The organism is Mesorhizobium sp. L2C084A000, assembly GCF_000502875.1.
GTDB lineage: Bacteria > Pseudomonadota > Alphaproteobacteria > Rhizobiales > Rhizobiaceae > Mesorhizobium.
Genome location: NZ_AYWX01000002.1, coordinates 716,493 through 741,261 on the forward strand (window position 1 = coordinate 716,493; position 24,769 = coordinate 741,261).

Consider the following 24,769-nt stretch of genomic DNA (forward strand, 5'->3'; position numbering starts at 1 on the left):
ATGCGGGACAGCCTGTACGTCGCCCTTTCGTCGCAGATCGCGCTCGAGCGGCGCCTCGACACCATCGCCGACAACGTCGCCAACGCCTCGACGATCGGCTTTCGCGCCACCGGGGTGAAGTTCGAGGACGTCGTCTCCGGCACCGGGCAGAAATCGGTATCCTTCGCCTCTCCGGGCAAGACCTACCTTTCCGGCGCCCACGGTGCCTTGAGCGAGACCGGCAATCCCTTCGATTTCGCCGTCCAGGGCGATGCCTGGTTCGCCATAGAGACGCCGGTCGGCACCGTCATGACCCGCGACGGACGCTTTTCGATGAACGAGAACGGCGAGTTGATGTCGCTCGAGGGCCACCCGGTGCTCGATGCCGGGGGCTCGCCGATCCAGCTTGACCCCCGCAACGGCCCGCCCAAGGCCGGGGCCGATGGTTCGTTGCGCCAGAACGATCAGCTTGTCGGCTCGATCGGTCTCTACAATTTCGATCCAGGCGCGAACTTCGTCCGCTACGGCAATTCCGGCATCGTTCCGGCACGCACCCCGGAGCCTGTCACCGATCGCTCGGATATCGGCGTTGCCCAGGGCTTTCTCGAAGAGTCCAATGTCAATCCGGTGCTGGAGATCACCAGGCTGATCATGGTCCAGCGCGCCTTCGAGAACACCGCCGCCCTGATGCGGCAGACCGACTCGTCCACCGACGAGGCGATCAAGACGCTCGGCTCGAAATAATCCATGTCGCTCGACCAGCCATCCCTGCGCGCACTCGAAAGACAACTCCAGCCGGCGCCGGAAGACCGGCTTGCCGCGCTGGAACGGGTCTGGCGGCGTTTCGCCGACGCCGAGGCGCTGCTCAAGCGCGGCGGCCGCGTCATCGAAGTCACGCCCACGCACTACAAGGTGCACGGCCTTTCCGGTTTCGCCAGGCTGGGCGACATCGTCGAGCAGCGCGGCAATGCCGGTGCGCGCCGCGGCGAGATCGTCAAGATCGGCCGCGACGAGGCCGTCGTGGCGCCCTTCGAACGCAGCGCCGATTCCGGCATCGGTGATGCCGTGTTCCGCCGCGGTCCGCTCGTGGTGGCGCCGCATGCCTCGTGGCGCGGCCGCACCATCGACGCACTCACCAGGGCGATCGATGGCGGCCCGCCACTCGCCCGGGGAGACGACACAACGCGCGGCGCCCAGACGACGCCGGGGGCCATGGCGCGGCAACGCGTCGGCACTGCCTTCATGACCGGCGTCAAGGTCATCGACATCTTCACGCCGCTCTGCTTCGGCCAGCGCCTCGGCATCTTTGCCGGCTCCGGCGTCGGCAAGTCGACGCTGCTCGCCATGCTCGCCGGCGCCGACGCATTCGATACCGTCGTGGTGGCGCTCGTCGGCGAACGCGGCCGCGAAGTCCGTGAATTCCTCGAGGACACGATCGGCGACAGCATGGCCAAGACCGTCGCCGTCGTCGCCACCAGCGACGAAAGCGCCATGATGCGCCGGCGTGCGCCAGACACCGCCATGCGCATCGCCGAGCACTTTCGCGACCAGGGGCATCGCGTTTTGCTGGTGCTGGATTCGATCACCCGCTTCGCTCACGCCCTGCGTGAGGTGGCGACTGGAACCGGCGAGCCGCCGGTCGCGCGCGGTTATCCGGCCTCGGTGTTCACCGAACTGCCCAAGCTGCTCGAACGCGCCGGGCCGGGTACGGAAGGCAAAGGGTCGATCACCGCCATCATTTCCGTGCTGGTCGACGGCGACGATCACAACGACCCGGTCGCCGATTGCGTGCGCGGCATCCTCGACGGCCATGTCGTGCTCGATCGCACGATCGCCGAACAGGGTCGCTATCCCCCCGTGAACCCGCTGTCGTCCATATCGCGGTTGGCCGGAAAGGCCTGGAGCGTCGAACAGCGCGCGCTGGTGACAAGGCTGAAGTCGATGATCTCGCGCTTCGAGGACACGCGCGATATCCGGTTGCTTGGGGCCTATCAGGGGGGCGTCGATGCCGAACTCGACATCGCCGTGCGCCAGGTGCCGCTGATCTATGAGGCGCTGACGCAAGCGCCGAAGGATCGCCCGTCGGCCGACCCTTTCTCCGATCTCGCCCGCCACCTCAAGAGCAAGCTGAACGCCGATGCCGGAGACTGAACGCGAATATACCGAGCGCATCCTGCGCGACATGATCGCCGAGGCCAATGCCGTGGAGCAAGCCGAGGCTGACGAAGCGAGAACCGCCAAGGCAAAGGCTGCCCGTATCATCGCAGCCAAAGCCGAGGCCGTTCTGGCCAGAGCCGTCAAGCCAATCCTGCCACGGGCTGGCAGAGCCGATCCTGATCTTCTGGCCAGGCCCGTCGAACCCGCTCTGCCCCGGGCTGTCCAGGCGGTGGCTGCCGAGATGACGCAGGCGAGCCGCGACTCGCTGATCAACGGGCTGTTCCCGCGCACCGAATGGCCGCAGCCGCCAAAGGCACCGTTTCCCCGACTGAGGAAGAAGTCCGACCGACGCAGCGATTTCGTCATAGCCGCGCTCGGCATCACGCTCGGCCTGATCTGCGCCCTGTTTCCCTGGTACATCTTCTTTAACCAGGACCAGTTTGGCGTCCAGGCGATGAAGTTCGGCGGCACCGGCTCCAATTCCGGGCGAGCGGGCGGCGGCGTGGTCGCCGAACGCAGCGCGCCGCTGACGGCAAAGGATATTCCCGCGGCCAATCTCGATCTTCTTGCCACCGGAACGGTGCGGGATGATGCCAATCCCGCAGCCGCACCCGACGAGCAACCGTTTCCGGCCGACGCGGCGAAATTCCGCATGGTTCATGTCGCCAACGGCCGTGCCATGATCCAGGACGACGCTGGCCTCTGGATCGTCCAGCGCGGCTCGATACTGCCTGACTCCAGTCAGGTGTCCTCCATCGAGCAGCGCAACGGCAAATGGGTCATGGTCACCAGTGCCGACCGGGTAATCGAACTCTCCAGATAAACGATCTCCGGCTTCCGGCCATCCGCAAGGCCCGCGCAAGACTGGCGGCCTAGTCTCTGGGTACCTGCTCGGAGATTCCCATGGAGCCCGTTTCCCTTTTCGATCTCGCCGCCAAGCAAGCGCAATGGCTGGCCGTGCGCCAGTCGGCAGTCGCCGGCAACATCGCCAATGCCAACACGCCGGGTTATACGGCAAACGACGTCGAGCCATTCGAAAAGGTGCTCGACCGCGCCGCCGTATCGCTGCAGGCCACCCAGGCCGGCCATCTCGGCAATGCAGCGAGCAATGCCGGCTTCACCATCAAGCCGCAGGAGGATGACGGCGTCGTCATGCCGTCCAAGAACTCCGTCGTTCTGGAAGACCAGTTGCTGAAAGCCGGCGAGGTGCGCCACTCCTTCGAACTCAACACGGCGATCGTCAAGGCGTTTCATACGATGATGATGATGGCGGTGAAGAGCTGACCATGGACGCACTGACCGCAGCCCTCAAAGTCGCAGCATCCGGCCTCGGCGCCCAGTCGGAGCGCCTGCGCGTGGTTTCCGAAAACCTCGCCAACGCCCAGTCGACCGGCACCGCGCCCGGCTCCGATCCTTATCGCCGCAAGACCATCAGCTTCGTCTCCGAGCTTGACCGGGCCTCCGGCAGTTCAACGGTTGCAGTGAACTCGATCGATCGAGATCCCAGTGACTTTCCAGTCGAGTTCCAGCCCGGCAACGAGGCAGCCGACGAGAAGGGCTACGTCAAGATGCCCAACGTCAACGTGCTGATCGAAATGGCCGACATGACCGAGGCCAACCGCTCCTACGAGGCCAACCTTCAGGTCGTCAAGCAGGCCCGTGACCTGATTTCCATGACCATCGACCTGATGAGGAACCAGTAATGATCAGCGGTATCGGAGCCCTTCAGTTCAAGCCGTCGATCGGCGGCGATGACACGGCGACAAGCCTGCTCCAGGGCGGCGCAACACCCTCGGCCGGCGGCAATGTCGGCACCTCCTTTGCCGAGGCGCTGAGCCAGGCAGCCTCCAAGACCGTCGACACGATGCAGAATGCCGAGCAGGTATCGATGCAGGCGCTCAAGGGCGACGCCGACACCCGTCAGGTGGTCGACGCCGTGATGAGCGCGCAGCAGGCGCTTCAGACCGCCGTCGCCATCCGCGACAAGGTGGTTTCCGCGTATCTCGAAGTCAGTCGAATGGGCATCTGAGGAATTCCGCCATGAAAGCACTTGCCATCGCCGCCACCGGCATGAATGCCCAGCAGACAAATCTGGAAGTCATCGCCAACAACATCGCCAACATCAACACCACCGGCTACAAGCGCGCCCGTGCCGAATTCTCCGACCTGCTCTATCAGGTCGACCGCACGCAAGGCGTGCCCAACCGCTCCAACGCCTCGCTGGTGCCGGAGGGCGTCTCGATCGGCCTCGGCGTCAAGACGACGGCCGTGCGCAACGTGCACACACAGGGCGAACTGACCAGCACCGGCAACAGTTTCGACCTGGCGCTGACCGGCAGGGGCTGGTTTCAGATCGAGGGTGCCGACGGCGGCACGCTCTACAGCCGTGCCGGCGCTCTCAACACCAACGCCACCGGCCAGCTGGTGACGGTCGACGGCGCTGCCGTCATTCCGGCAATCAACGTCCCCGTGGATGCCGTCGAGGTCATCGTCAACAAGACCGGCCAGGTCTTCGCCCGCATCGACGGCCAGACCGACCTGCAGAACCTCGGTCAGCTTCAGATCGCCAATTTCGCCAACGAGGCCGGCCTGGCGCCGCTCGGCGACAATCTGTTCCAGGAAACCACGGCTTCGGGGCCAGCCAATGTCGGCGTGCCTGGCGATCCAGGCTTCGCCACCATCCAGCAGGGCTATCTCGAAGCCTCCAACGTCGACCCGGTCAAGGAAATCACCGAGCTGATCTCGGCGCAGCGCGCCTATGAGATGAACTCCAAGGTCATCCAGGCCGCCGACGACATGGCCTCCGTGGTCTCCAAGAACATCAGGTAACGCATGATGTCGACGCCCGGCCTCCTGTCCGCATTCCGCCGCAGCGCGCTCGTCCTTGCGCTGGTGACCGGCACGATGCCGGCTTTTGCCCAGGAATCGGCCAACCAGTCGGCCACCCGGATCGCCAGCAATCAAGCTGTCGGCGAGGTGGTGCTTATTCCGAGCCGGGTTATCTATCCCGGCGAGACCATCAACCTGGCTGCCCTGAAACAGGTCACCCTTATCGTCGGCAAGCACAAGCCAGAGGCGGTCGCCACACGGGTCGAGGAACTGGATGGCAAGGTCGCCAAGCGCACGTTGCTGCCCGGCCGCTACATTCCCTCCACCGCCATCCGCGAGGCCTGGCTGGTCGAACAGGGTGCTTCCGTGCAGATCTTCTTCATCGCCGGCGGGCTGACGATCTCGGCCACCGCCGTGACGCTGCAGCCGGGAGCCGCGGGCGACCTCGTCAAGGTTCGCAACATCGACAGCGGCAAAGTCCTGTCCGGCACGGTGATGGCGGATGGAACCATCCAGGTCAGCGCTTCATGATGCGCGGGCTTACCCTGATACTGGCAGCCGTGCTTGGCCTGCAGCCGGCGCTGGCCGACGGCTTGACGCCGAAGGCCAAGCGTGAGCTCGCCGCCAAGAATGGCGGCGTCTACAACGATCCCGAATATGATCCGGCCACCACCAGCCGCATGTTCCGGGTGTCGACCGGGCCGAGTTCGCTGCCGCCCGGCCAGGTCGCCTCGCGCATCAAGGACATCGCCCAGTTGCAGAGTTCGCGCGACAATCAGCTCGTCGGCTACGGCCTGGTCATCGGCCTTGCCGGATCGGGCGACAGCCTGCGAAACTCGCCATTCACCGAACAGTCGATCCGCGCGATGCTCGAAAACCTCGGCATCGCCACCGAGGGCGGCAGCGCGCGCGCCAAGAATGTCGCCGCCGTCATCGTCACCGCCAACATGCCGCCATACGTGCAGTCGGGCGCCCGCATCGACATCGACGTCTCCTCGATGGGCGACGCGACCTCGCTTTCCGGCGGCACGCTGATCATGACGCCGCTGAAGGCGGCGGACGGCGAGATCTATGCCGTCGGCCAGGGCTCGGTCATCGTGTCCGGCTTTACCGCCCAGGGACAGGCCGAGCAACTGACGCAAGGCGTGCCGACCTCCGGCCGCGTGCCGAACGGCGCCATCGTCGAGCGTGCTGTCCAGGCCGAGTTCGACGATCAGGCGATCCTGACGCTGCAACTGCGCAATCCCGATTTCTCGACCGCTATCCGCATCGCGGACGCCATCAACGATTATACCGGCCAGCGCTTCGGCATGCGGGTGGCGGCAGAGCGCGATTCGCGCACCGTTCAGATCAGAAGGCCGAAGGGTGTCTCGGCGGCGCGCTTCTATGCCGAAATCGAGAATTTGGTGGTCGAATCCGACACGCCGGCCCGTGTCGTCATCGACGAGCGCACCGGCACCATCGTCATCGGCAATGACGTCAAGATCTCACGGGTCGCCATCAGCCACGGCACGCTCACCGTGCGCATCACCGAAGCGCCGCGCGTCGTCCAGCCCGAGCCCTTCTCCAAGGGCGAGACCGCCATCGAACCGTTCACCGCCATCGACGCCAGCCGGCCCGACGCCCGCGTTGCCGTGCTTGACGGACCCGATCTCCAAACCCTCGTTTCCGGCCTCAACCGCCTCGGGGTCAAGCCGGACGGCATCATCGCCATTTTGCAGGGCATCAAGTCGGCCGGGGCCCTGCAGGCCGACCTGGTTCTGCAATAGGCGATGCCGATGACGCGCTCCTTCCCACGCCATGACGGCAGACACCGCAAAGCCGCGATCCTGCTTGCGACCGCTATTCTCGCGGCGCTGCCCTTTGCCGGCGACACCGCACGCGGCGAGGAGACGGTCCGCCAGGTTCTGCCGGGAGCACCGGTGGCAGCGCCGCCGCGGCAATTGACACGGGAAAAGGCGCCGGACCAAAGCGAGATCGAGCGCTTCTGCTCAAACATCGCCGACGCCGCCCGCGACCGCCGCTATGTCCTGCAAGCGGAGGAACTGAAGCAGCTCCAGGCCGGCATTGACGAGCGCATGAAAGCTCTCGATGCAAAGAAAGCTGAATACGAGACCTGGCTGAAGCGGCGCGAGGTTTTCCTGGCCCGGGCCGAGGACGGCGTCGTCCAGATCTACGCCGGCATGAAACCCGACGCCGCCGCCGAGCGGCTGGCCATCGTCAACGCCGATCTGGCTGCGGCCATATTGATGAAGCTCGATTCACGCAAGGCGAGCGTCATCCTCAACGAAATGGACCAGAAGGCGGCGGCGACGCTCACCGGCATTATGGCCAGCGCAGCCCGAAGGGTAGATCCGTCATGATCCGGAAAATGCTTGTCCTGTGCGCGGTCACCGTGCTGTCGGGTTGCGGAACCAACCTCAAGGAGGTCGGCAGGGAGCCGGCCCTGTCCCCGGTCGGCTCCGGCATCGATGGCGGCAGCACTGGCTCCCTCTATCGCTATCCGCAAACGCCGCCCCCGCCGGTCAAGAAATTCTCGTTGTGGGACGACCGCCAGAGCCGGCTGTTCACCGACCCGCGGGCGCTGTCCCAGGGCGACATCCTGACGGTCAAGATCAAGATCAACGATCGGGCCAACTTCAAGAACCAGAACGACAGGAGCCGCACCGCCAATCGCAAGCTCGGTTACGACCTCAGCGCGCAGTGGGACAAGTGGAGCACCGCCGGCAAGGGCGCTGGGGCTCTCAGCTCCACCACGGACACGACTGCCGACGGCGAGATCAAGCGCTCGGAGACGCTTGAGCTCAATGTCGCGGCGATCGTCACCGATGTGCTGCCCAACGGCAATCTGATGATCACCGGATCGCAGGAAGTGCGCGTCAACGCCGAGCTCAGGGTGCTGACGCTCGCCGGCATCGTGCGGCCGGCCGATATCGGCGCCGAAAACACCATCCCCTACGAACGTATCGCCGAGGCCCGCATCTCCTACGGCGGACGCGGTCGCATCACCGAGGTCCAGCAGCCTGCCTACGGCCAGCAGATTCTCGACCAGGTTCTTCCGTTCTAGGGTTGGGGAACAGAGCACAGTGGCAAATGTCGAACAGGTCCAGCCGCGCAAGGGTCCCTCCCCTGCCATTCAGGCCGGCATGCTGCTGGTTGTGACGGCGGCCGCATCGGCATGGGCTGGATGTCCGGCGGCTATCTGAAGGGTGTCGACGCACCGTCGTCGGTACCGGCGGCGCCCGAGAATGAAGGCAAGACGGAGCAGCCGGCTTCTGCCGAGCAGCCAGCCGTGGGGCCTACACTGGTCGTGCTGGCGCCGATCACCACCAACATCGCCTCGCCTGCCGATACCTGGATCAGAATGGAGGTGTCCGTCGTCTATGACGGGCCGCAGCCACAGGCAATGTCGGATGACATCCACCAGGATCTTCTGGCCCTGGTGCGCACCTTGAAGATGCATCAGATCGAGGGCGCCAGCGGCTACCAGCACCTGAAGGCCGATCTCGAGGAACGAGCCTCGATCCGCAGCCAGGGTCACGCCAAGCAGATTCTTATCAGGACATTGCTGCTCGAATGAGAAAGTTCCTTCTCGCCACGGCGATGATCGCGGCCGCAACGTCCGTCGCGGCGGCGCAGCAACTCGATCTCGGCGGCATCGGCAAGGCCGACGGCACCACCGTTGGTTACATCATCCAGATGTTCGGCCTGCTGACCGTGCTGTCGGTGGCGCCGGGCCTGCTGATCATGGTGACGAGCTTCACCCGCTTCGTCATCGCCTTCTCGATCCTGCGCGCCGGCATCGGCCTGCAGTCCACACCGGCAAACCTCATCCTCATTTCGCTATCGCTGTTCATGACGTTCTACGTCATGGCGCCGACCTTCGATCAGGCCTGGAACACCGGCGTCAAGCCGCTGATGGACAACCAGATCACCCAGACCGAAGCCTTCGACAAGATTTCGGACCCGTTCCGCACCTTCATGCTGCGCAATGTGCGTGACAAGGATTTCGACCTCTTCGCCGACCTCGCCCGCGAGCGCGGCCAGACCGTTTCGCGTGACACCGTCGACCTGCGCATCCTGGTGCCGGCCTTCATGATCTCGGAGATCCGGCGCGGTTTCGAGATCGGCTTCCTGATCGTGCTGCCATTCCTGGTCATCGACCTGATCGTGGCCACCATCACCATGGCGATGGGCATGATGATGCTGCCGCCGACAGTGGTGTCGCTGCCGTTCAAGATCCTGTTCTTCGTCCTGATCGACGGCTGGAACCTGCTTGTCGGCAGCCTGGTGCGCTCCTTCAACTGATCCTGCCGCGCCGGCTCGAAATCCCAGCAATATATTTTCGATTAACCGTCCGGTTTAGCCCTTTGGTAGGGACTTGCCCGCATATTCGCTCGCAGATGGCGGGTGATCGATTTTGAGAGATCATGGGCATGATGCCGCACCGTCATACCGGTAGAGCCGGTATGTAAAAAATACCTGTAAAATCAAGGTACGAGTACCATGTCCAGCATCATGACGAACAGCGCCGCATTGACGGCCCTGCAGAGCCTCAACGCCACCAGCAAATCCCTCACCGACACCCAGGCCCGCATCTCGACCGGCTACAAGGTCTCGCAGGCTTCGGACAACGCCGCCTACTGGTCGATCGCCACCACGATGCGCTCCGACAACCAGGCAATGTCCACCGTTTCGGACGCTCTCGGCCTCGGCGCCTCCAAGGTCGACACAGCCTATACCGGCATGAGTAGCGCGATCGATACCATCAACCAGATCAAGACCAAGCTGGTCGCGTCCTACGGCCAGACGGACGCCTCCAAGGAAAAGACCCAGGTCGAAATCGCCGCCCTTCAGAACCAGTTGAAGGCCTACGCCGATGGCGCCACCTTCTCCGGCACCAACATGCTTTCGGTGTCCACTGCGACAGGCACCGCGGCCGACGTGAAGATTGTTTCGGCCTTCAACCGCGACGCGACCGGCGCGGCTTCGATCTCGACGATCGATGTCAATGTGGAAAGCATCAAGCTGTACGATGCCGGCGCGGCACCAACCGCCAAGGGTATTCTCGACACGGCTCGCCTCGGCACCACGGGCGCTGCTGTTGCCACGGCCTCGAACCCCACCCTGGGTGCTGCAGCAGCGGCAACCGACACCTATTCGGTTGCCTCGCTCACTATCTTTTCGGGTGGCACGGCTGCCAGCGATAGCCAGATCGCGCAGCAGATGAACGTCGTCGACGCCGCGCTCAAGGCCATGACCAACGCCGCCACCACGCTCGGCGCCGCCAAGAGCAGTATCGACCTGCAGAAGACCTTCACCTCGAACCTCATGGACTCCATCGATCGCGGTGTCGGCCAGCTCGTCGATGCGGACATGAACAAGGAATCGACCCGTCTGCAGGCCCTGCAGGTCCAGCAGCAGCTCGGCATCCAGGCGCTGTCGATCGCCAACGGTTCGTCGCAGTCGATCCTGTCGCTCTTCCGCGGCTAATCGCCTTCGCTCAACCACAGTTCGCACTAAAAAATCGGGCCGCGCCAAAAGCGCGGCCCGATTTGCGTTTTGCTCCAGCCCCACGCAACCCTCGATGCTTAACTCTCAAAAGCCAGCTTTTAACAGGCTGTTAACCATGCCGCGCTAGTTATGGTTAACCAATAGCTTACGACAGTTGGCGAATCGGTCCGACCGGCACGATGCCACCCGTTGAACAGGCCCATCCGGCATGTCTGAGCATGTCGGCTTTTGAGAAGGAGCGACTTTCTTGGCGAGCATCATGACCAACGCTTCGGCGTTAACCGCACTTCAAAGCCTCAGCGCCACCAACAAGTCGCTCGAACAGACGCAGGCCCGCATATCGACCGGTTACCGGGTCTCGCAGGCCTCGGACAACGCCGCCTACTGGTCGATCGCCACCACGATGCGCTCCGACAACGCGGCCCTGTCGACCGTGCAGGATGCACTCGGCCTCGGCGCCTCGAAGGTCGACGCCGCTTACACCGGCATGAACAATGTGCTGACAACGATCGGGCAGATCAAGACCAAGGTGCTGTCCATGGTCGGCCAGACGGATGCCGCCAAGGCAAAAACCCAGACCGAGATCAAGGCGCTTCAGACGCAGATGAAGTCGTTCGCCGATGCGGCGACCTTCTCCGGCTCGAATTTCCTGGCGGTGACCTCCAAGCAGACTGTCGCCCCCAATGATGGCGTCCAGCCCGACTCGCAGATCGTGTCCTCATTCAATCGCTCCTCATCCGGCGCAGTGTCGATCGGAACGATCAACATCGATGTTGAGGGCACCAAGCTTTTCGACTACGGCCTCGCCGCCGAGGTGAAGAATTCCGGAACCCTCGATCGCAAAACCTCCATCTATTCCACGGGCGCCGCCCAGACCCTGTACGACAACGCCTATGCGGGCGTGATCGCGGGCGGAGGAACGGATATCGCCGCGAACACAGCCGGCCAGACGGCGGCGGGAGCGGTCGCCAAGGTCGACAATATTTCCGCCTACAACCTCGACATCACGGCCCCAGGGGTAACCGACGACATCATCACGCAGATGGTAACCAGGATGGACAAGGTCATGGCCCAGCTGACCGACTCCGCCACCATCCTCGGCTCGGCCAAGAGCAGCATCGACCTGCAGAAGACCTTCACCCAGAGCTTGATGGACTCCATCGACCGCGGCGTCGGCCAGCTCGTCGATGCCGACATGAACAAGGAATCGACCCGTCTCCAGGCCCTGCAGGTGCAGCAGCAGCTCGGCATCCAGGCGTTGTCGATCGCCAACGCCGCCTCGCAGTCGATCCTGTCTCTGTTCAAGAGCTGATCACGGGCGCCACCGGCGCCCACCTTCCCATCAGATAATCGGGCCGCGCCGCAAGCGCGGCCCGATTTCATTTTCGCACAAGCTTCGAAGACTAGAGTTCCAGCGGACAATCATGCTGGGAGTCGTTGAACCGTGCCGGAACAGATCCAGAGCATCATCTCGAATCTCCGCGGGTTTGGCGTGAAGCGCCTCGCCATGCTGGCGGGCATCGCCGTTCTGGTGATGGGCGTCATCGGCATCGCCTCGGTCTATCTCAACCGCCCCGCCTACGACACGCTCTATGTGGGACTAGACCGTGCCGACGTGAACCAGATCGGCCTGGTGCTGGGCGAAGCCGGTATCGGCTTCGATGTCGGCGCCGATGGAACCTCGGTTCTGGTGCCGGCCGGCACCACCGCTCAGGCCCGCATGCTGCTTGCCGAAAAGGGCCTGCCGACCAGCGCCAATGCCGGCTACGAACTGTTCGACAATGTCGGCTCGCTCGGCCTCACCTCCTTCATGCAGCAGATCACCCGCGTGCGCGCGCTGGAAGGCGAGATCGCCCGCACCATCCAGTCGATATCGGGCATCAAGGCTGCGCGGGTCCACATCGTCATGTCCGAACGCGCCAATTTTCGCCGCGACGAGCAGCAGCCCTCCGCTTCCGTGGTCATCCGCTACGCCGGCATCGACGCCGAGAAGAGCGCCATGTCGATCCGCCATCTCGTCGCCGCCGCCGTTCCCGGCCTGTCGGCAGACAAGGTGACTGTTCTCGATTCCAGCGGCAATCTGCTGGCTGCGGGCGACGACCCTTCCAACACCAGCGCCGCCCGCACGCTCGGCGTCGAGCAGACCGTCGAGGCGCAGATCGGAGACAACATTCGCCGTGCGCTGACGGCCTATCTCGGCCCCGACAATTTCCGCGCCAGCGTCAAGGCCGAGGTCAACACCGACACCCGCCAGACGGAAGAGACCATCTTCGATCCGAATTCCCGCGTCGAACGCTCGGTGCAGTCGGTGCGGGCCAACGAGAACAACAACCAGAAGCAGGCTTCCACTCCGGCCAGCGTCGAGCAGAACCTGCCCGAGACCCAGGCAACCGCCACCGATGGTCCGCAATCCTCCTCGCAAAACGACCGCAGGGAAGAGATCACCAACTACGAGATCAATTCCAAGAAGATCGCCACGGTCTCCAACGGTTACACCGTCACCAAGATGTCGATTGCCGTGGTCGTCAATCAGCAGCGGCTGACGGCCATCCTCGGCAAGGACGCCACGCCGGAGCAGATCGCCAAGCGCGTCGCCGAGATCCAGAAGATGGTCACGTCCGCCACCGGCCTGGACGAAAAGCGCGGCGACATCATCGACGTCTCGGCGGTCGAGTTCATCGATGGCCTGGATGGCGAGGCGATCCCGCAGGCGGGAATGCTCGATTCTATCGGCCAGCATGCCGGCACGATGATCAATGCCGGTGCCTTCATCGTCGTGGTGTTCCTGGTCGCCTTCTTCGGCCTGAGGCCGATGGCCGCGGCGCTGACGGCAAAGGCTACTCCGGCCCTGGCAGGTCCCAGCTTCGACGACGTCCAGCGCTCGCTGCCGACGCCGGAGGCAATGGCGGCCACCGACAGTGCCGCGATCGGGACCTTGCCAGGCACACGCCCAGGCCCCACGCCGCTCGACGATCTTCGCCAGAAGATCCGGCCGGCGCCGCAGGACAGGCTTGCCAGGATGGTCGATCTCAACGAGGAGCGCACCGCGCAGATCCTGCGCAAATGGGCTGCCCAGGAAGTGGCGGTGTAAACCATGCCCTCCGTAGCCCTCTTCGACCTTCTGCCCGATTTCGGGACGCGCGCGCAACGCGCCGGCCAGCCCCGGGCAGCAGTCGATCCCGACCACAAGCCCGAGACGCCGGCGCCACAAGCCGATATCGGCACGCTGATCGCCGAGGCGGTTGCCCAGGCGGAGGCAGCGCTGGAGGTCCGCCTGTCGGCTGCGCATGACGCCGCGCTCGAAGCCGAACGCCAGGCCAGTGCCGAGGAAGCAAGGATATTTCTCGAAAGCCTCGGCGACGATGTCGGCAAGGCTGTCTCGTTGCGCATCGATGCGATGGAGGCGCGCGTGACCGGACTTGTCGCCGCCACGGTCGCCCGCATCATCGGCGGCATCGTCAGCGACGATCTGCAGAAACGTTCGATCGATGCGTTGGCCGGCGCCGTTCGCGAAGCGGTTGGCGATGCCGAAGCGGTGCGCATCGTCGTGCGCGGCCCGCTCTCGATGTTCGAAACACTGAAGGCGTCGCTCGGACCCCGCGCCGCCAATCTCGATTTTGTCGAGGCGCCAGGCTTCGACCTGACCGTCGCCATCGACGAGGCGGTGTTCGAGACGCGCATGGCCGAATGGTCGACGACCCTCTCGGAGGTCCTGGCATGAGCGTCGCCGACGCCGATCACGGCCGCCACGAGATCATCATCGTGCGGCGCAGTCATGACGACCATGACGAAGCCCACCATGGCGGCGTCTGGAAGATCGCCTTCGCCGACTTCATGACGGCCATGATGTGCTTCTTCCTGGTCATGTGGCTGATCAACGCCGCCAACGAGCAGACCAAGGCAGCCGTCGCCAGCTACTTCAACCCGGTCAAGCTGGTCGACCGCAATTCGAGCCGCAAGGGCCTGGAGGATCTCGGCGACGGCCCGCGCGCCATGGGGCTGACGGCCGACGATCCGCAAGAGGCGACCAGCAAAGCCGGACAGAACGGCAATGCCGGCGCGGGCGCGTCGGACCGCAAGCAGGACAAGCAGGAGCCGCAGCAGGCGGAACGCACCGACGATCATCTCTTCGCCGACCCCTACGCGGTGCTTTCGGAAATCGCCGCGGATACCGGCGTCATGCAGAATGTCAGCCAGAAAGGCGACGGCGGCGTGCAGGCTGCCGGACCGGCTACCGGCGCCTCCGGTGGCGCCTCCTACCGCGATCCCTTCGAGCCGGATTTCTGGTCGCAGCAGGTCGCGGCGCCCGGCGCCGAGGCCAGCGCCGAGCGCACCAAGATCGAGGGCGATCCGGCCAAGCCCGGCGACAAGACCGCCGAAACGCAAGTGCTCAAAGTCAAAGCCGTGCCGCCTGTCGCGGCACCGCTCGAGCCGCTGGCTAAGGACGCGACCGGCAAGCAGGCCGCGAACCCTGCCACGGCAATGGCCGGCGAGACCAAACCGGACGGCACCACGGTCGCGGGCGGAGCGAAAGCCGCGACGCAAAACGCCACCAAGCCTGACGTCGGCGAGAAGGCGCCAACCGCGGCTGCCGTCAAGGCAGCGGCCGACGTCAAGCGGCAACTGGCCGATGCCTTCAAGCCCGGCGACAAGCTGCACGACGGCGTCTCGGTCGAAGCCACCGACAAGGGGGTCGTCATCTCGATCACCGACCAGCTCGACTTCGGCATGTTCGAGGTCGGCTCGGCATTGCCGAGACGCGAACTGGTGCTGGCGATGGAGAAGATCGGCCGCATCGTCAACAGCCAGAAGGGCACCATCAGCATCAACGGCCACACCGACGCCCGGCCGTTCCGCGGCGACAGCTACGACAATTGGCGCCTGTCGACGGCGCGCGCGCATTCCGCCTACTACATGCTCGTGCGCGGCGGCGTCGACGAACGCCGCATCACCGAGGTCGCCGGCTTCGCCGACCGCCAGCCGAAAATAGCAGCCGATCCATTGGCGGCCGCGAACCGCCGCATCGAGATCCTGATGGCGACCGGCGGATGAAGCGAGCGGCCGTCACCCGCCGGTTGATTGGCCTGTTGCTGCTGGCCGGCGGACACCCGTCGACCGGTTTCGCCCAGGATACGCTGCAGCCGTATCAGTTGGTGCGCTCGCTGCAACTCATCCAGGACCGCATAGCCGCCGGCGATCATGCCGCCCTGCCGATGCAAGCCAAGCTGCTGGAGATGGCAGATGCGCGCCTGCGGGCGGCGAATGCCGAGGACTACAAGGATCCCGAGAACTTTCGAGCTCTGCTTGTCTATGGCATGAGCGGCGGCAACCCGGTGACCGTCGAAGCGGCCACGTCGCGCGCTACGACGGACCCGCAAAGCCTTGCCATCGCCAAAGGCGTGATTGATTACCTCAACGGCCGGCCCGGCGAGGCTATCGAAGCCTTGAGGCCGATCGATCCCATGGCGCTGCCCCCGGATCTCGGCGCCTTCCTCGCCCTGGTCAAAGGCTCACTGCTTGCCGGCGATCAACCGGCGACCGCACTCCGTCTGCTCGACGAGGCAAGATTGCTCAGCCCCGGCACGCTGGTCGAGGAAGCNGGTTGGCCTTGCAGTCGCGCAAGGCGACGCGGCACGCTTCGCCCTTGCTTCCACCCAATATGTCGAGCGCTATCTCTATTCGCCCTATGCCAGCCAGTTCGCCGACTCCTTCGTCTCCGGCGTCATCGCGCTGCACATGTCGATCAGCCAGGACAAGCTGGGCGACATCACCTCGATGATGGATCCCGAGCGCGAGAAGGTGATCTATCTGCGCATCGCCCGCCGGGCCGCGATAGACGGCCTGAACGACTTGTCGGCCTTCGCTTCGGCGCGGGCGGAACAGGGCCGCGACGGCAACACCAATCAGGACGATCCACGCGCCCTGCTCTATGCCAGCCTTTCCACCGTCACCTCGGGTACAATCGAGGACGTTCGCGCCAAGCTCGGCAAGATCGACCGCAGCCGGCTGTCGGAGGGCGACCGCGCTTTGCTCGACGCCGCGCAGGCCATTGCCGGCGAGGTCGTCGCGCCGCCCACCGCCCTTCCGGCGGAAAAGCCTGCCCCAGTTCCTGCCGCCGCGGCACAGCCGGTGCCCGAGATCGCCACGGCGCAAGGCGCCGATGACAGTGGCCTGCCACCGGTCGAAGGCGCCATCTCGGAGCAACCCGCCGTCACCGCGGCCTCCGGCGGACCAGCCGCCAATGCCCCGGACATGGCAGCAGCGGCATCCGCCGAGCCTGCGACTGTCATGCCGGCGTCGGCACTGTCGCCCGCAGCCGGTCCAGAGCCCGCCGATCCGACCGACGCCGCCATGACCAGAACACGTCGACAGCTCGACCTGATCGACCAGATGCTTGGAGCCGCCCCAAAATGACCACCAGCCTCGGCTCGGCCTTGCCAGGATTTGCCTCCACGCGCGCGACGTCGGAGCAGCCTGCCGCGAACGGCAGGAACGATGACGCCGGCTTCGGCAAGATGCTGCGCGACGATGCCCGCCCGGAACGGCAGCCGTCGACAGAGGCGGGATCGCGCGACCAGCGCTGGAGCAAGCTCGCTGCCGGCCTTGCCGGGCATGACGCCAAGGCCGAACCGGCATCGGCCGAGCCCGGAAGGACCATCTCGGCCAAAGTGGCAAACGTGAAAACCGGCAAGGACGATTTGGAAGAAAACGCGAAGGCCGACGCTGAAGATACGGCGCCGGATGCCGGGCCGCTTCAGGACGACCTGCCGCTGCTGATCGCGTTTCATGACCTGCGGCATTTCGCGACAACGGCCAAGGCAGCCGGGGGCAATACGGCCACCGGCGAGAATCCGTCGGACCCGGCGCTCGATGGGCAGGCTTCACTGCCAAAGACCTACCGGCCAAAAGCCGCGGGCGGACGCGAAGCACTCGAAACCATGTCGAAGCCGGAGCAGGCGTCGATCGTCGACGGACCTTTGACGGCGCTTGACGGTCAGTCGCCGAGCGCTGCCTCCAGCGCGCCAAAACGCGACGCCGCTGCGGCGGCCCAGAAGCTGTCGGACGCACCGGCCGCCGATGTGCCCGGCGTGCGGTCGAAGCACACCGCGAATGCGATGAAGAGCATCGAGGATGTCCAGTCCTCGATGCGTCCAGAAGCGGGAAAACAGTCCCTGTCCACTGCGCGCATCGACGTGGTGTCGGAACGGAGTTTCCCCGCACCGCCGCAAAGTCCCATCAGCCAGGCAGCCCTCAATGTGATCAACGCCATAGCCGCCGACGCCGGGCCGCAAAAGGCGCTTTCAGCCTCACCCACGACCACCCATCTGGCCAGCTCTGTTGCCGTTCCGACACATGTGTTGAAGATCGAACTCCACCCAGCCGAACTCGGCATGGTGACGGCCAATCTTCGCCTCTCCGGGGAACAACTTTCGATTGAGCTGAAGCCTGAAACGCACGACGCTTATCGTCGGCTGTCCGCCGACAGCGAGGCCATCGTCAAGTCACTGCGGGGGCTCGGCTTTGAGGTTGACAAGGTCACGATACTGCAACCTTCGGTAGCAGTTCCCGCTACAACCCGGACGGATGCAACCGCTCCTATGGCGGCGGCGACAGGCCGCGATCCAGCATCCTTTCAACCGGGGAATTCGGGCAGCGGCAATGGTGGAGCCGGCGGCCAGCAACCGGGCCAGCAATCCTCAGGGAAACGCAACGATGACGCGCAGGACTACGGCCGCGGCACTTCGCCTGCTCGCGAGCGCGCTGGCGGCGATATCTTTATCTAGCGCGGCAAACGCCGCCGCAGCCGCGGCCAACCCCTGCGAGCCGGAGATCCTGCGCGCCGCCGATCGTTATGGCGTGCCCGCCGGCATCCTCTATGCTGTTGGCCTGACGGAGACCGGAAACAAGGGCAGCCTTCAACCCAATGCCTTGAATATAGAAGGAAAAGCAGTCTTTCCGAGGAGCCGGACCGAGGCCCTTGCCGCCTTCGCCAATGCCCGGCGCGAGGGCAAGACCCTGATCGATCTGGGCTGCATGCAGATCAATCACCACTATCACGCATCGCATTTTCGCAGCGTCGAGGACATGCTCGACCCACGCCAGAACGTCGACTATGCGGCGCGCTTCCTGGCCAGCCTTCATGCCCGTCACGAGACCTGGTCGATGGCCGTTGCCCGCTATCATGCCGGTCCCGACAACGACCCGGCGCAGAAGATCTATGTCTGCCGCGTCATTGCCAACATGGTCGCCACCGGCTTTGGAAAATGGACCGCGAACGCCCGCGGCTTCTGCAACCCGTAAGCGCATTTCCCGTTACTAATAGACCAACCGTACAACCCGAATTGTTGGTTTGACTTGATCATACCTTGCCGCCGAAAGCACATCTGGCCGCCCGCTAATGCAACCGATACGATTCCAGACTCCCAAGAAACTAGCTACAAGAAATGACGGTTGTTCAGGATTCCCGCCAGCGGATACGCCTCTCTTCACGGGGCAAATGATTTGATTCGGAAGGCGGGGCCGATGATTGTGATCGTTGACGAGCGCGAGCTCGTAACAGAGGGATACAATTCACTTTTCGATCGTGAGGGCATCGCCTGTGCAGGCTTTGCGTCCGGCGAATTCGGTGAGTGGGTGAACTCGGCCGCGGACACCGATCTGCGCTCGGTCAGGGCCTTCCTCATCGGCGACTGCCGCGAGGGTTCCATCTCTCCGCGCCAGATCCGCGACCGCACCGGCGCTCCGGTCATTGCGCTCAGCGAACAGCATTCGCTGGAGAACACGCTGCGGTTGTTCGAGAGCGGCGTCGACGACGTCATTCGCAAGCCCGTCCATATCCGCGAGATTCTGGCCCGCATCACCGCCATCCGCCGCCGCGCCCAGGAAGACGTCGCCTACACCGAGATCGGCGCCATGCGCATCTTCATGGACGGCCGCGACCCCGAGATCGACGGTCAGCCCCTCCCCCTGCCGCGCCGCGAGCGCCGCATCCTCGAATATCTGGCGAGCAATCGGGGGCGCCGTGTCACCAAGACCCAGGTTTTCAATGCCATCTACGGCATCTTCGACGAAGAGGTCGAGGAGAACGTGGTGGAAAGCCACATCAGCAAACTGCGCAAGAAGCTGCGCGAGAAGCTGGGCACCGACCCGATCGATTCCAAGCGTTTCCTCGGCTACCGGCTCGTCTTCTGATGCAGCGCCGCGCCAGCCTCGCGCAAGAAAACATGCGTAGCCTCGTAGCCAGCAGCATGGACACAGCGGAGACGTTTCGATGAGCCTCTACGGAATGATGCGGACCGGCGTCTCCGGCATGAACGCCCAGGCAAACCGCCTATCGACGGTCGCCGACAACATCGCCAATTCCGACACCACCGGCTACAAGCGCTCCTCCGCCGAATTCTCGACGCTGGTCATGCCGTCGACCGGCGGTGCCTACAATTCCGGCGGCGTCACCACGACGATCCGCCAGGCGGTCAGCGATCCGGGTGTGCTTCAATACACGACCTCGGTTTCCGACCTTGCCGTCAGCGGCGATGGCTTCTTTGTCGTTCAGGATCCGAGCGGCACCCCCTACCTGACCCGGGCCGGCGCTTTCGTTCCCGACGGTCAAGGCAGACTGGTCAACTCGGCCGGCTTCCAGTTGATGGCGTACAGCTACGACAACGGCGTACCGGCAGCGACGGTCAATGGCTTCGAGGGGTTGGTCCCGGTTGTCATCTCAGACCAGGGAATGACTGCAACACCGAGCACTGAGGGCAGCTATGCCGGCAACCTGCCGGCCGGCGCGACCCCGATCGCCGCCGGCAATCTGCCCACCACCAATGCTGTCGGCGCGCAGTACACCTCAAAATCCTCCATGGTTGCCTACGACAATCTCGGCAACAAGAAGCTGCTCGACGTCTATTTCACCAACACCGGCGCCGGCACCTGGCAGGTCTCGGTCTTCGATCAGTCTCAGGCCACGGCCGGGACAGCATTCCCCTATACCGGTGGCGCGCTGGGCTCGGCCAACCTGACGTTCGACGCCACCACTGGCAAGCTCACCGGCGCCGTCGACAGCGTCTCCCTCACCGTGCCCAACGGCGCCGCCTTTTCGCTCGATCTGTCTGCGCTGACCCAGCTTGGCGCCGGCTTCACGGTTTCCGACGCCCAGGTCAACGGCAACGCGCCGAGCACTATCGACAAGGTCCAGATCAGCAAGGACGGCACCATCTACGCGCAGTACAAGGACGGCTCCACCAAGCCGCTCTACAAGATCCCGCTGGCTGACGTACAGAGCCCGGATCAGCTCAAGGCGCTGCCTGGCAACGTCTATTCGCAGGGCACCGAGTCCGGCGCGGTTCGTGTCGGCTTTGCCAATGAAGGCAAGCTCGGCTCCATCATCTCCGGCGCGCTCGAGAATTCCAACGTCGACATCGCCGAAGAACTGACCAACATGATCGCGGCACAGCGCAGCTACACCGCCAATTCGAAAGTCTTCCAGACCGGTTCCGATCTGATGGACGTCCTTGTCAACCTGAAGAGATAAGACGGGCGTCGCCCGCGAAAGACCCGCATGTCACTGTCTACCGCATTGAGTATCGCCCAGTCGGCGCTTATGAACACCGCGCGACAGACCAGCGTTGTCTCGCGCAACGTGGCCGACGCCTCCAACCCGGACTATTCACGCCGTCAGGCCGTCGTCACCAGCACGGCGCAGGGCGCGCGTTCGGTCGATATCCAGCGCGCAGCCAACGAGCTTTTGTTTCGCCAGAATCTCGGCGCGCTGTCGGCCTGGAGCGGGCAGAACGCGCTCTACAGCGGCATGGATCAGCTGGGCGTTGCGGTCAATGGCGTCGACAATGCGTCCTCGCCCTCGACCGCGATCGCCAACCTGCAGCAGGTGCTGCAGCTCTACGCCACCTCGCCGTCGAACCAGAACCTCGGCGCCTCGGTCATCGACGCCGCCAAGCAGGTCGTGCGCTCGCTCAATGAGGGCTCCAAGGCAGTCCAGGATTTCCGCACCCAGACCGACGGCCAGATCGCCACGGCCGTCGATGACCTGAACTCGCTGCTCGGCCAATTCCAGGATGCCAACACGGCGGTCATGTCCGGAACCCGTTCCGGCACCGACGTTTCCGATGCGCTCGACCAGCGCGACGCGCTTTTGAAGAAGATTTCGAACTATGTCCCGGTGTCGACCTTCACGCGAGGCGACAATGACATGGTCATCACCACCGGTGACGGCACGACTTTGTTCGAGACGATACCGCGCACGGTCACCTTCGCGGCGTCGGCAGGCTATACCGCGGGTGCCGCCGGCAATGCCGTTTACATCGACAACGTGCCGATCTCGGCGGGAGCCGGCGGCAACACCAGCGCCAGCGGCACGCTTGCCGGCCTGCTGCAATTGCGCGACGGCGTCGCCTCGACCATGCAGAGCCAGCTCGATGAGACCGCGCGTGGCCTGATCACCGCTTTTGCCGAGACCGCACCCTCGATGGCCAATGCCGCCGGCCTGTTCACCTGGTCGGGAGCGCCGGCCGTGCCGGCCGCCGGCACGCTGGTCACCGGCCTTGCCGCGTCCATCAGCGTCAATGCAGCGATGGACCCGAGCACCGGCGGCAACCCGACGCTGCTGCGCGACGGCGGCGCCAACGGTGCTGCCTATGTCGCCAACACGGGCGGCGGCGCGTCCTATTCCACCCTTCTGGTTGCCTATGGCGACCGGCTCGACCAGCCGATGACTTTCGACCCCGCCGCCGGCGTTTCGGCAACCTCCAGCGTATCCGACTACGCCGCCAGTTCGATCGGTTGGTTCGAGAGCGTGCGCCAGCAGGCTTCGACCGCCTCCGACGCCAAGGAAGCACTGGCATCGCGCAGCGCCGAGGCGCTGTCCAACGCGACCGGGGTCAATGTCGACCAGGAAATGTCGCTGCTGCTCGACCTCGAACACACCTACCAGGCATCAGCCCGGATGATGAAAACCGTCGACGACATGTTGACGGCCTTGCTCAACGCGGTGGGATAATTCCATGACTTCAGTCTCCTCGGCCGCAATCTCCAATGCCATGCGCTCCCAGCAGATGCGCATGCAGGCCGAACTCGTCAAAGCCACCAAAGAATCCTCGACGGGCCGGGTCGCTGACGTCGGCCTGGCTCTCGGTGGGCGCACCACCCAGGCCGTCACCTTCCAGCGCGATCTTGACCGGCTCAACGTCATCATCGATTCCAACGGCCTGGTCGGCGCCCGGCTTTCCTCGACGCAGACCTCGCTTGGTCAGCTCTCCACCGCCGCGCAGACCTTCCTGTCCGCCCTGACCACCGCTTCCTCGAGCGACTCGTCCAACAGCCTCACCCGGGACTCCGGCAAGGCGACCATCCAGCAGCTGACCTCGATCCTCAACACCAGCGTCAATGGTGAATATCTGTTTGCCGGCACCAACACAGACGTCAAGCCGATCAACGATTTCACCGCTGCCGGCTCTCCTGCCAAGGCTGCATTCGATACCGCTTTCCTCACCAATTTCGGTTTCACCCAGGACGACCCGGCAGCGGCCAACATCACGGCTGCCCAGATGGACGATTTCATCACCAATGATGTCGTGCCGCAGTTCACGGGCGCGGGTTGGCAAGGCAACTGGTCGAACGCCACCGACCAGCAGATCGTCAGCCGCATCGCACTCAACGAAACCACACCGACTTCGACCAGCGCCAACAGCGATGGCATTCAGAAACTCGCCATGGCGGCAGCCATGGTCAGCAGCCTGATGTCCAGCAACATCAGCCAGGCGGCGAAGAATACGGTTGTCAGCCGCTCGACCACATTGGTTGGCGAAGCGCTGAGCGGCATTGGCCAGCTTCAATCCGAGACCGGCATCGTCCAGAAGCGGGTTTCCGATGCCAACGATCGGATGAAAACGCAGGTCGACCTTTTCGAACGGCACATTCTCGATCTGGAAGCCGTCGATCCGGCGGCAGCCGCGACACGGGTCGCGGACCTGACACAGCACATCGAAACGTCTTTCGCGTTGACCGCACGCCTGCAGCAGCTCAGCCTGTTGAATTACCTGACCTGACAACGCTTAACGGAACGGTAGAGCCCCAACGATGTACCAATTCTCCTACGCCGACATCCAGAGCAACTCCGTTGCCGACGCGAAGGACCGCGAGCGGGAGCTTCTGACCCGCTCGATCGACATGCTGGCGGCGGCAGCAGCGGCCGGCCACGATTCGATGGAGGCGATCGAGGCGCTTCACTTCACCAACCGCGTCTGGACCGCCTTCGTCGAGGATCTTGGCTCCAGCGACAACGCCCTGCCCAAGGAACTGCGCGCCAACCTCATTTCCATCGGCCTGTGGCTGCTGCGCGAGGCGGAGGACATCCGTCAGGGCCGCACCAACAATTTCGAAGGGTTGATCGAGGTGTCCCAGATCATCAGGGACGGCATTCAATGACCAACACGCTGAAGATATCGCTCAAGCCGAACGAAAAGATCTACATCAACGGCGCCGTCATCCGGGTCGACCGCAAGGTCACCGTCGAATTGATGAACGACGTCCAGTTCCTGCTCGAAAGCCACGTGATTCAGGCCGACGATGCCTCGACACCGCTCAAGCAGCTCTATTTCATCCTGCAGGTCATGCTGATGAACCCGGCGGGCGCCGCCGCCGCGCGCGACATGTTCCGCCGTTCGCTGCCGCTGCTTCTGGCAAGCTTCGAGGACACCCAGATCTGCAGCGCGCTGAAACAGATCGACCGCATGGTCGGCGAGGATCATATCTACGAGGCGCTGAAGGCGATCCGCGCGCTTTATCCGCTCGAACGCCGCGCGCTGGGTGGTAATGACGATGTTTCGGGTGCCGAGCGCCCGTTGGCTGTGGGAGCACGATACTGATGAACGTGGACATGACGACGACGATTCCGACCGGCGCCAATCAGGCCACGGCGTCGACCTCGAAGACAGCGGTCGACTACCAGTCGTTCCTGAAGCTTCTGATCGCCGAGATGAAGAACCAGGATCCAACCAAGCCGATGGATTCGACGCAATATGTCGCCCAGCTCGCCACCTTCTCTCAGGTCGAGCAATCGGTGCAGACCAACACCAAGCTCAATCAGATCATGCAGTCCTCGGCGCTGTCGCAGGCCGACGCACTGATCGGGCGCTCGATAACCTCCGCCGACGGCCTGACGACGGGCACCGTGGCTTCGGTGCGCCTCGCCAGCAACGGTCTCATCGCCGTGCTGCAGAACGGCACCGAAGTCGCGGTCGGTCCGGGAGTTTCGGTCAAGGCAGCAAGCTGACGCTTT

Annotated in this window: 26 protein-coding genes and 1 pseudogene; all 27 read left to right on the plus strand. The window is 64.2% G+C overall.

The window, feature by feature from the left end; genetic code table 11:
* Entirely contained in the window at nt 1–723 is a 723-nt protein-coding gene (flgF, locus tag X735_RS157895; RefSeq protein ID WP_023809998.1) for a flagellar basal-body rod protein FlgF, read from the plus strand.
* A gap of 3 nt (nt 724–726) precedes the next feature.
* Nucleotides 727–2,130 (plus strand): flagellar protein export ATPase FliI, encoded by a 1,404-nt coding sequence (fliI, locus tag X735_RS157890; protein WP_023809999.1) that lies wholly within the window; start codon nt 727–729, stop codon nt 2,128–2,130.
* Nucleotides 2,117–2,959, plus strand: coding sequence for a hypothetical protein (locus X735_RS157885; protein ID WP_023810000.1), 843 nt, complete (start codon nt 2,117–2,119; stop codon nt 2,957–2,959). Before fliI ends, X735_RS157885 begins: the two co-directional genes overlap by 14 nt.
* Nucleotides 2,960–3,039: 80 nt before the next feature.
* Complete coding sequence (gene flgB / locus X735_RS157880; protein ID WP_023810001.1) at nt 3,040–3,420, plus strand: flagellar basal body rod protein FlgB; 381 nt, start codon at nt 3,040–3,042, stop codon at nt 3,418–3,420.
* A 2-nt stretch (nt 3,421–3,422) separates the two neighbouring features.
* Entirely contained in the window at nt 3,423–3,839 is a 417-nt protein-coding gene (gene flgC / locus X735_RS157875) for a flagellar basal body rod protein FlgC (RefSeq protein ID WP_013529797.1), read from the plus strand.
* Entirely contained in the window at nt 3,839–4,165 is a 327-nt protein-coding gene (locus X735_RS157870) for a flagellar hook-basal body complex protein FliE (protein ID WP_023810002.1), read from the plus strand. The genes flgC and X735_RS157870 overlap by 1 nt, the downstream gene beginning before the upstream one ends.
* An 11-nt stretch (nt 4,166–4,176) precedes the next feature.
* Nucleotides 4,177–4,965 (plus strand): flagellar basal-body rod protein FlgG, encoded by a 789-nt coding sequence (gene flgG / locus X735_RS157865; RefSeq protein WP_013529795.1) that lies wholly within the window; start codon nt 4,177–4,179, stop codon nt 4,963–4,965.
* Between the two features lie 3 nt (nt 4,966–4,968).
* A complete protein-coding gene (gene flgA, locus X735_RS157860) occupies nt 4,969–5,496 on the plus strand; it encodes a flagellar basal body P-ring formation chaperone FlgA (protein WP_031212802.1) in 528 nt (175 codons plus the stop codon).
* Entirely contained in the window at nt 5,493–6,734 is a 1,242-nt protein-coding gene (locus X735_RS157855) for a flagellar basal body P-ring protein FlgI (protein WP_023810004.1), read from the plus strand. Before flgA ends, X735_RS157855 begins: the two co-directional genes overlap by 4 nt.
* Before the next feature lie 3 nt (nt 6,735–6,737).
* Nucleotides 6,738–7,328, plus strand: coding sequence for a MotE family protein (locus tag X735_RS157850; RefSeq protein ID WP_032908856.1), 591 nt, complete (start codon nt 6,738–6,740; stop codon nt 7,326–7,328).
* Nucleotides 7,325–8,032, plus strand: coding sequence for a flagellar basal body L-ring protein FlgH (gene flgH / locus X735_RS157845; protein ID WP_023810006.1), 708 nt, complete (start codon nt 7,325–7,327; stop codon nt 8,030–8,032). The genes X735_RS157850 and flgH overlap by 4 nt, the downstream gene beginning before the upstream one ends.
* Before the next feature lie 19 nt (nt 8,033–8,051).
* Nucleotides 8,052–8,545: pseudogene (locus X735_RS01000000165670) on the plus strand (flagellar basal body-associated FliL family protein).
* Nucleotides 8,542–9,273: a flagellar type III secretion system pore protein FliP gene (gene fliP / locus X735_RS157840; RefSeq protein WP_023810007.1), complete on the plus strand. Its 732-nt coding sequence runs from the start codon at nt 8,542–8,544 to the stop codon at nt 9,271–9,273. The pseudogene X735_RS01000000165670 and the gene fliP overlap by 4 nt, the downstream one beginning before the upstream one ends.
* Before the next feature lie 198 nt (nt 9,274–9,471).
* Entirely contained in the window at nt 9,472–10,458 is a 987-nt protein-coding gene (locus tag X735_RS157835) for a flagellin (protein ID WP_023810008.1), read from the plus strand.
* 268 nt (nt 10,459–10,726) lie between these two features.
* On the plus strand, nt 10,727–11,791 hold the full coding sequence (locus X735_RS157830) for a flagellin (RefSeq protein WP_023810009.1): 1,065 nt from the start codon (nt 10,727–10,729) through the stop codon (nt 11,789–11,791).
* A 132-nt stretch (nt 11,792–11,923) separates the two neighbouring features.
* Complete coding sequence (gene fliF, locus X735_RS157825; RefSeq protein WP_023810010.1) at nt 11,924–13,570, plus strand: flagellar basal-body MS-ring/collar protein FliF; 1,647 nt, start codon at nt 11,924–11,926, stop codon at nt 13,568–13,570.
* A gap of 3 nt (nt 13,571–13,573) precedes the next feature.
* The gene (locus tag X735_RS157820; RefSeq protein ID WP_023810011.1) at nt 13,574–14,200 is read left to right on the plus strand and encodes a hypothetical protein; all 627 of its coding nucleotides are present in this window, start codon (nt 13,574–13,576) and stop codon (nt 14,198–14,200) included.
* The gene (locus X735_RS157815) at nt 14,197–15,531 is read left to right on the plus strand and encodes a MotB family protein (RefSeq protein ID WP_023810012.1); all 1,335 of its coding nucleotides are present in this window, start codon (nt 14,197–14,199) and stop codon (nt 15,529–15,531) included. Before X735_RS157820 ends, X735_RS157815 begins: the two co-directional genes overlap by 4 nt.
* Before the next feature lie 1,625 nt (nt 15,532–17,156).
* Nucleotides 17,157–18,263, plus strand: a complete 1,107-nt coding sequence (locus X735_RS157810; RefSeq protein WP_245273146.1) for a flagellar hook-length control protein FliK — start codon at nt 17,157–17,159, stop codon at nt 18,261–18,263.
* A complete protein-coding gene (locus X735_RS157805) occupies nt 18,193–18,780 on the plus strand; it encodes a transglycosylase SLT domain-containing protein (protein WP_050592657.1) in 588 nt (195 codons plus the stop codon). Before X735_RS157810 ends, X735_RS157805 begins: the two co-directional genes overlap by 71 nt.
* 222 nt (nt 18,781–19,002) lie before the next feature.
* A complete protein-coding gene (locus X735_RS157800) occupies nt 19,003–19,671 on the plus strand; it encodes a response regulator transcription factor (protein ID WP_013529780.1) in 669 nt (222 codons plus the stop codon).
* 79 nt (nt 19,672–19,750) lie between these two features.
* Entirely contained in the window at nt 19,751–21,007 is a 1,257-nt protein-coding gene (locus X735_RS157795) for a flagellar hook protein FlgE (protein ID WP_023810015.1), read from the plus strand.
* A gap of 27 nt (nt 21,008–21,034) precedes the next feature.
* Nucleotides 21,035–22,489 (plus strand): flagellar hook-associated protein FlgK, encoded by a 1,455-nt coding sequence (gene flgK, locus X735_RS157790; RefSeq protein WP_023810016.1) that lies wholly within the window; start codon nt 21,035–21,037, stop codon nt 22,487–22,489.
* A 4-nt stretch (nt 22,490–22,493) separates the two neighbouring features.
* Nucleotides 22,494–23,537, plus strand: a complete 1,044-nt coding sequence (locus X735_RS157785) for a flagellar hook-associated family protein (RefSeq protein ID WP_023810017.1) — start codon at nt 22,494–22,496, stop codon at nt 23,535–23,537.
* 31 nt (nt 23,538–23,568) lie between these two features.
* Nucleotides 23,569–23,916, plus strand: coding sequence for a flagellar biosynthesis regulator FlaF (gene flaF / locus X735_RS157780; RefSeq protein ID WP_023810018.1), 348 nt, complete (start codon nt 23,569–23,571; stop codon nt 23,914–23,916).
* Nucleotides 23,913–24,356 carry a flagellar biosynthesis repressor FlbT gene (gene flbT, locus X735_RS157775; protein WP_023810019.1) on the plus strand — a complete coding sequence of 148 codons (444 nt, stop codon included), beginning with the start codon at nt 23,913–23,915 and terminating at the stop codon, nt 24,354–24,356. The genes flaF and flbT overlap by 4 nt, the downstream gene beginning before the upstream one ends.
* Nucleotides 24,356–24,763, plus strand: a complete 408-nt coding sequence (flgD, locus tag X735_RS157770; protein WP_013529774.1) for a flagellar hook assembly protein FlgD — start codon at nt 24,356–24,358, stop codon at nt 24,761–24,763. Before flbT ends, flgD begins: the two co-directional genes overlap by 1 nt.
* Nucleotides 24,764–24,769: the final 6 nt, after the last annotated feature.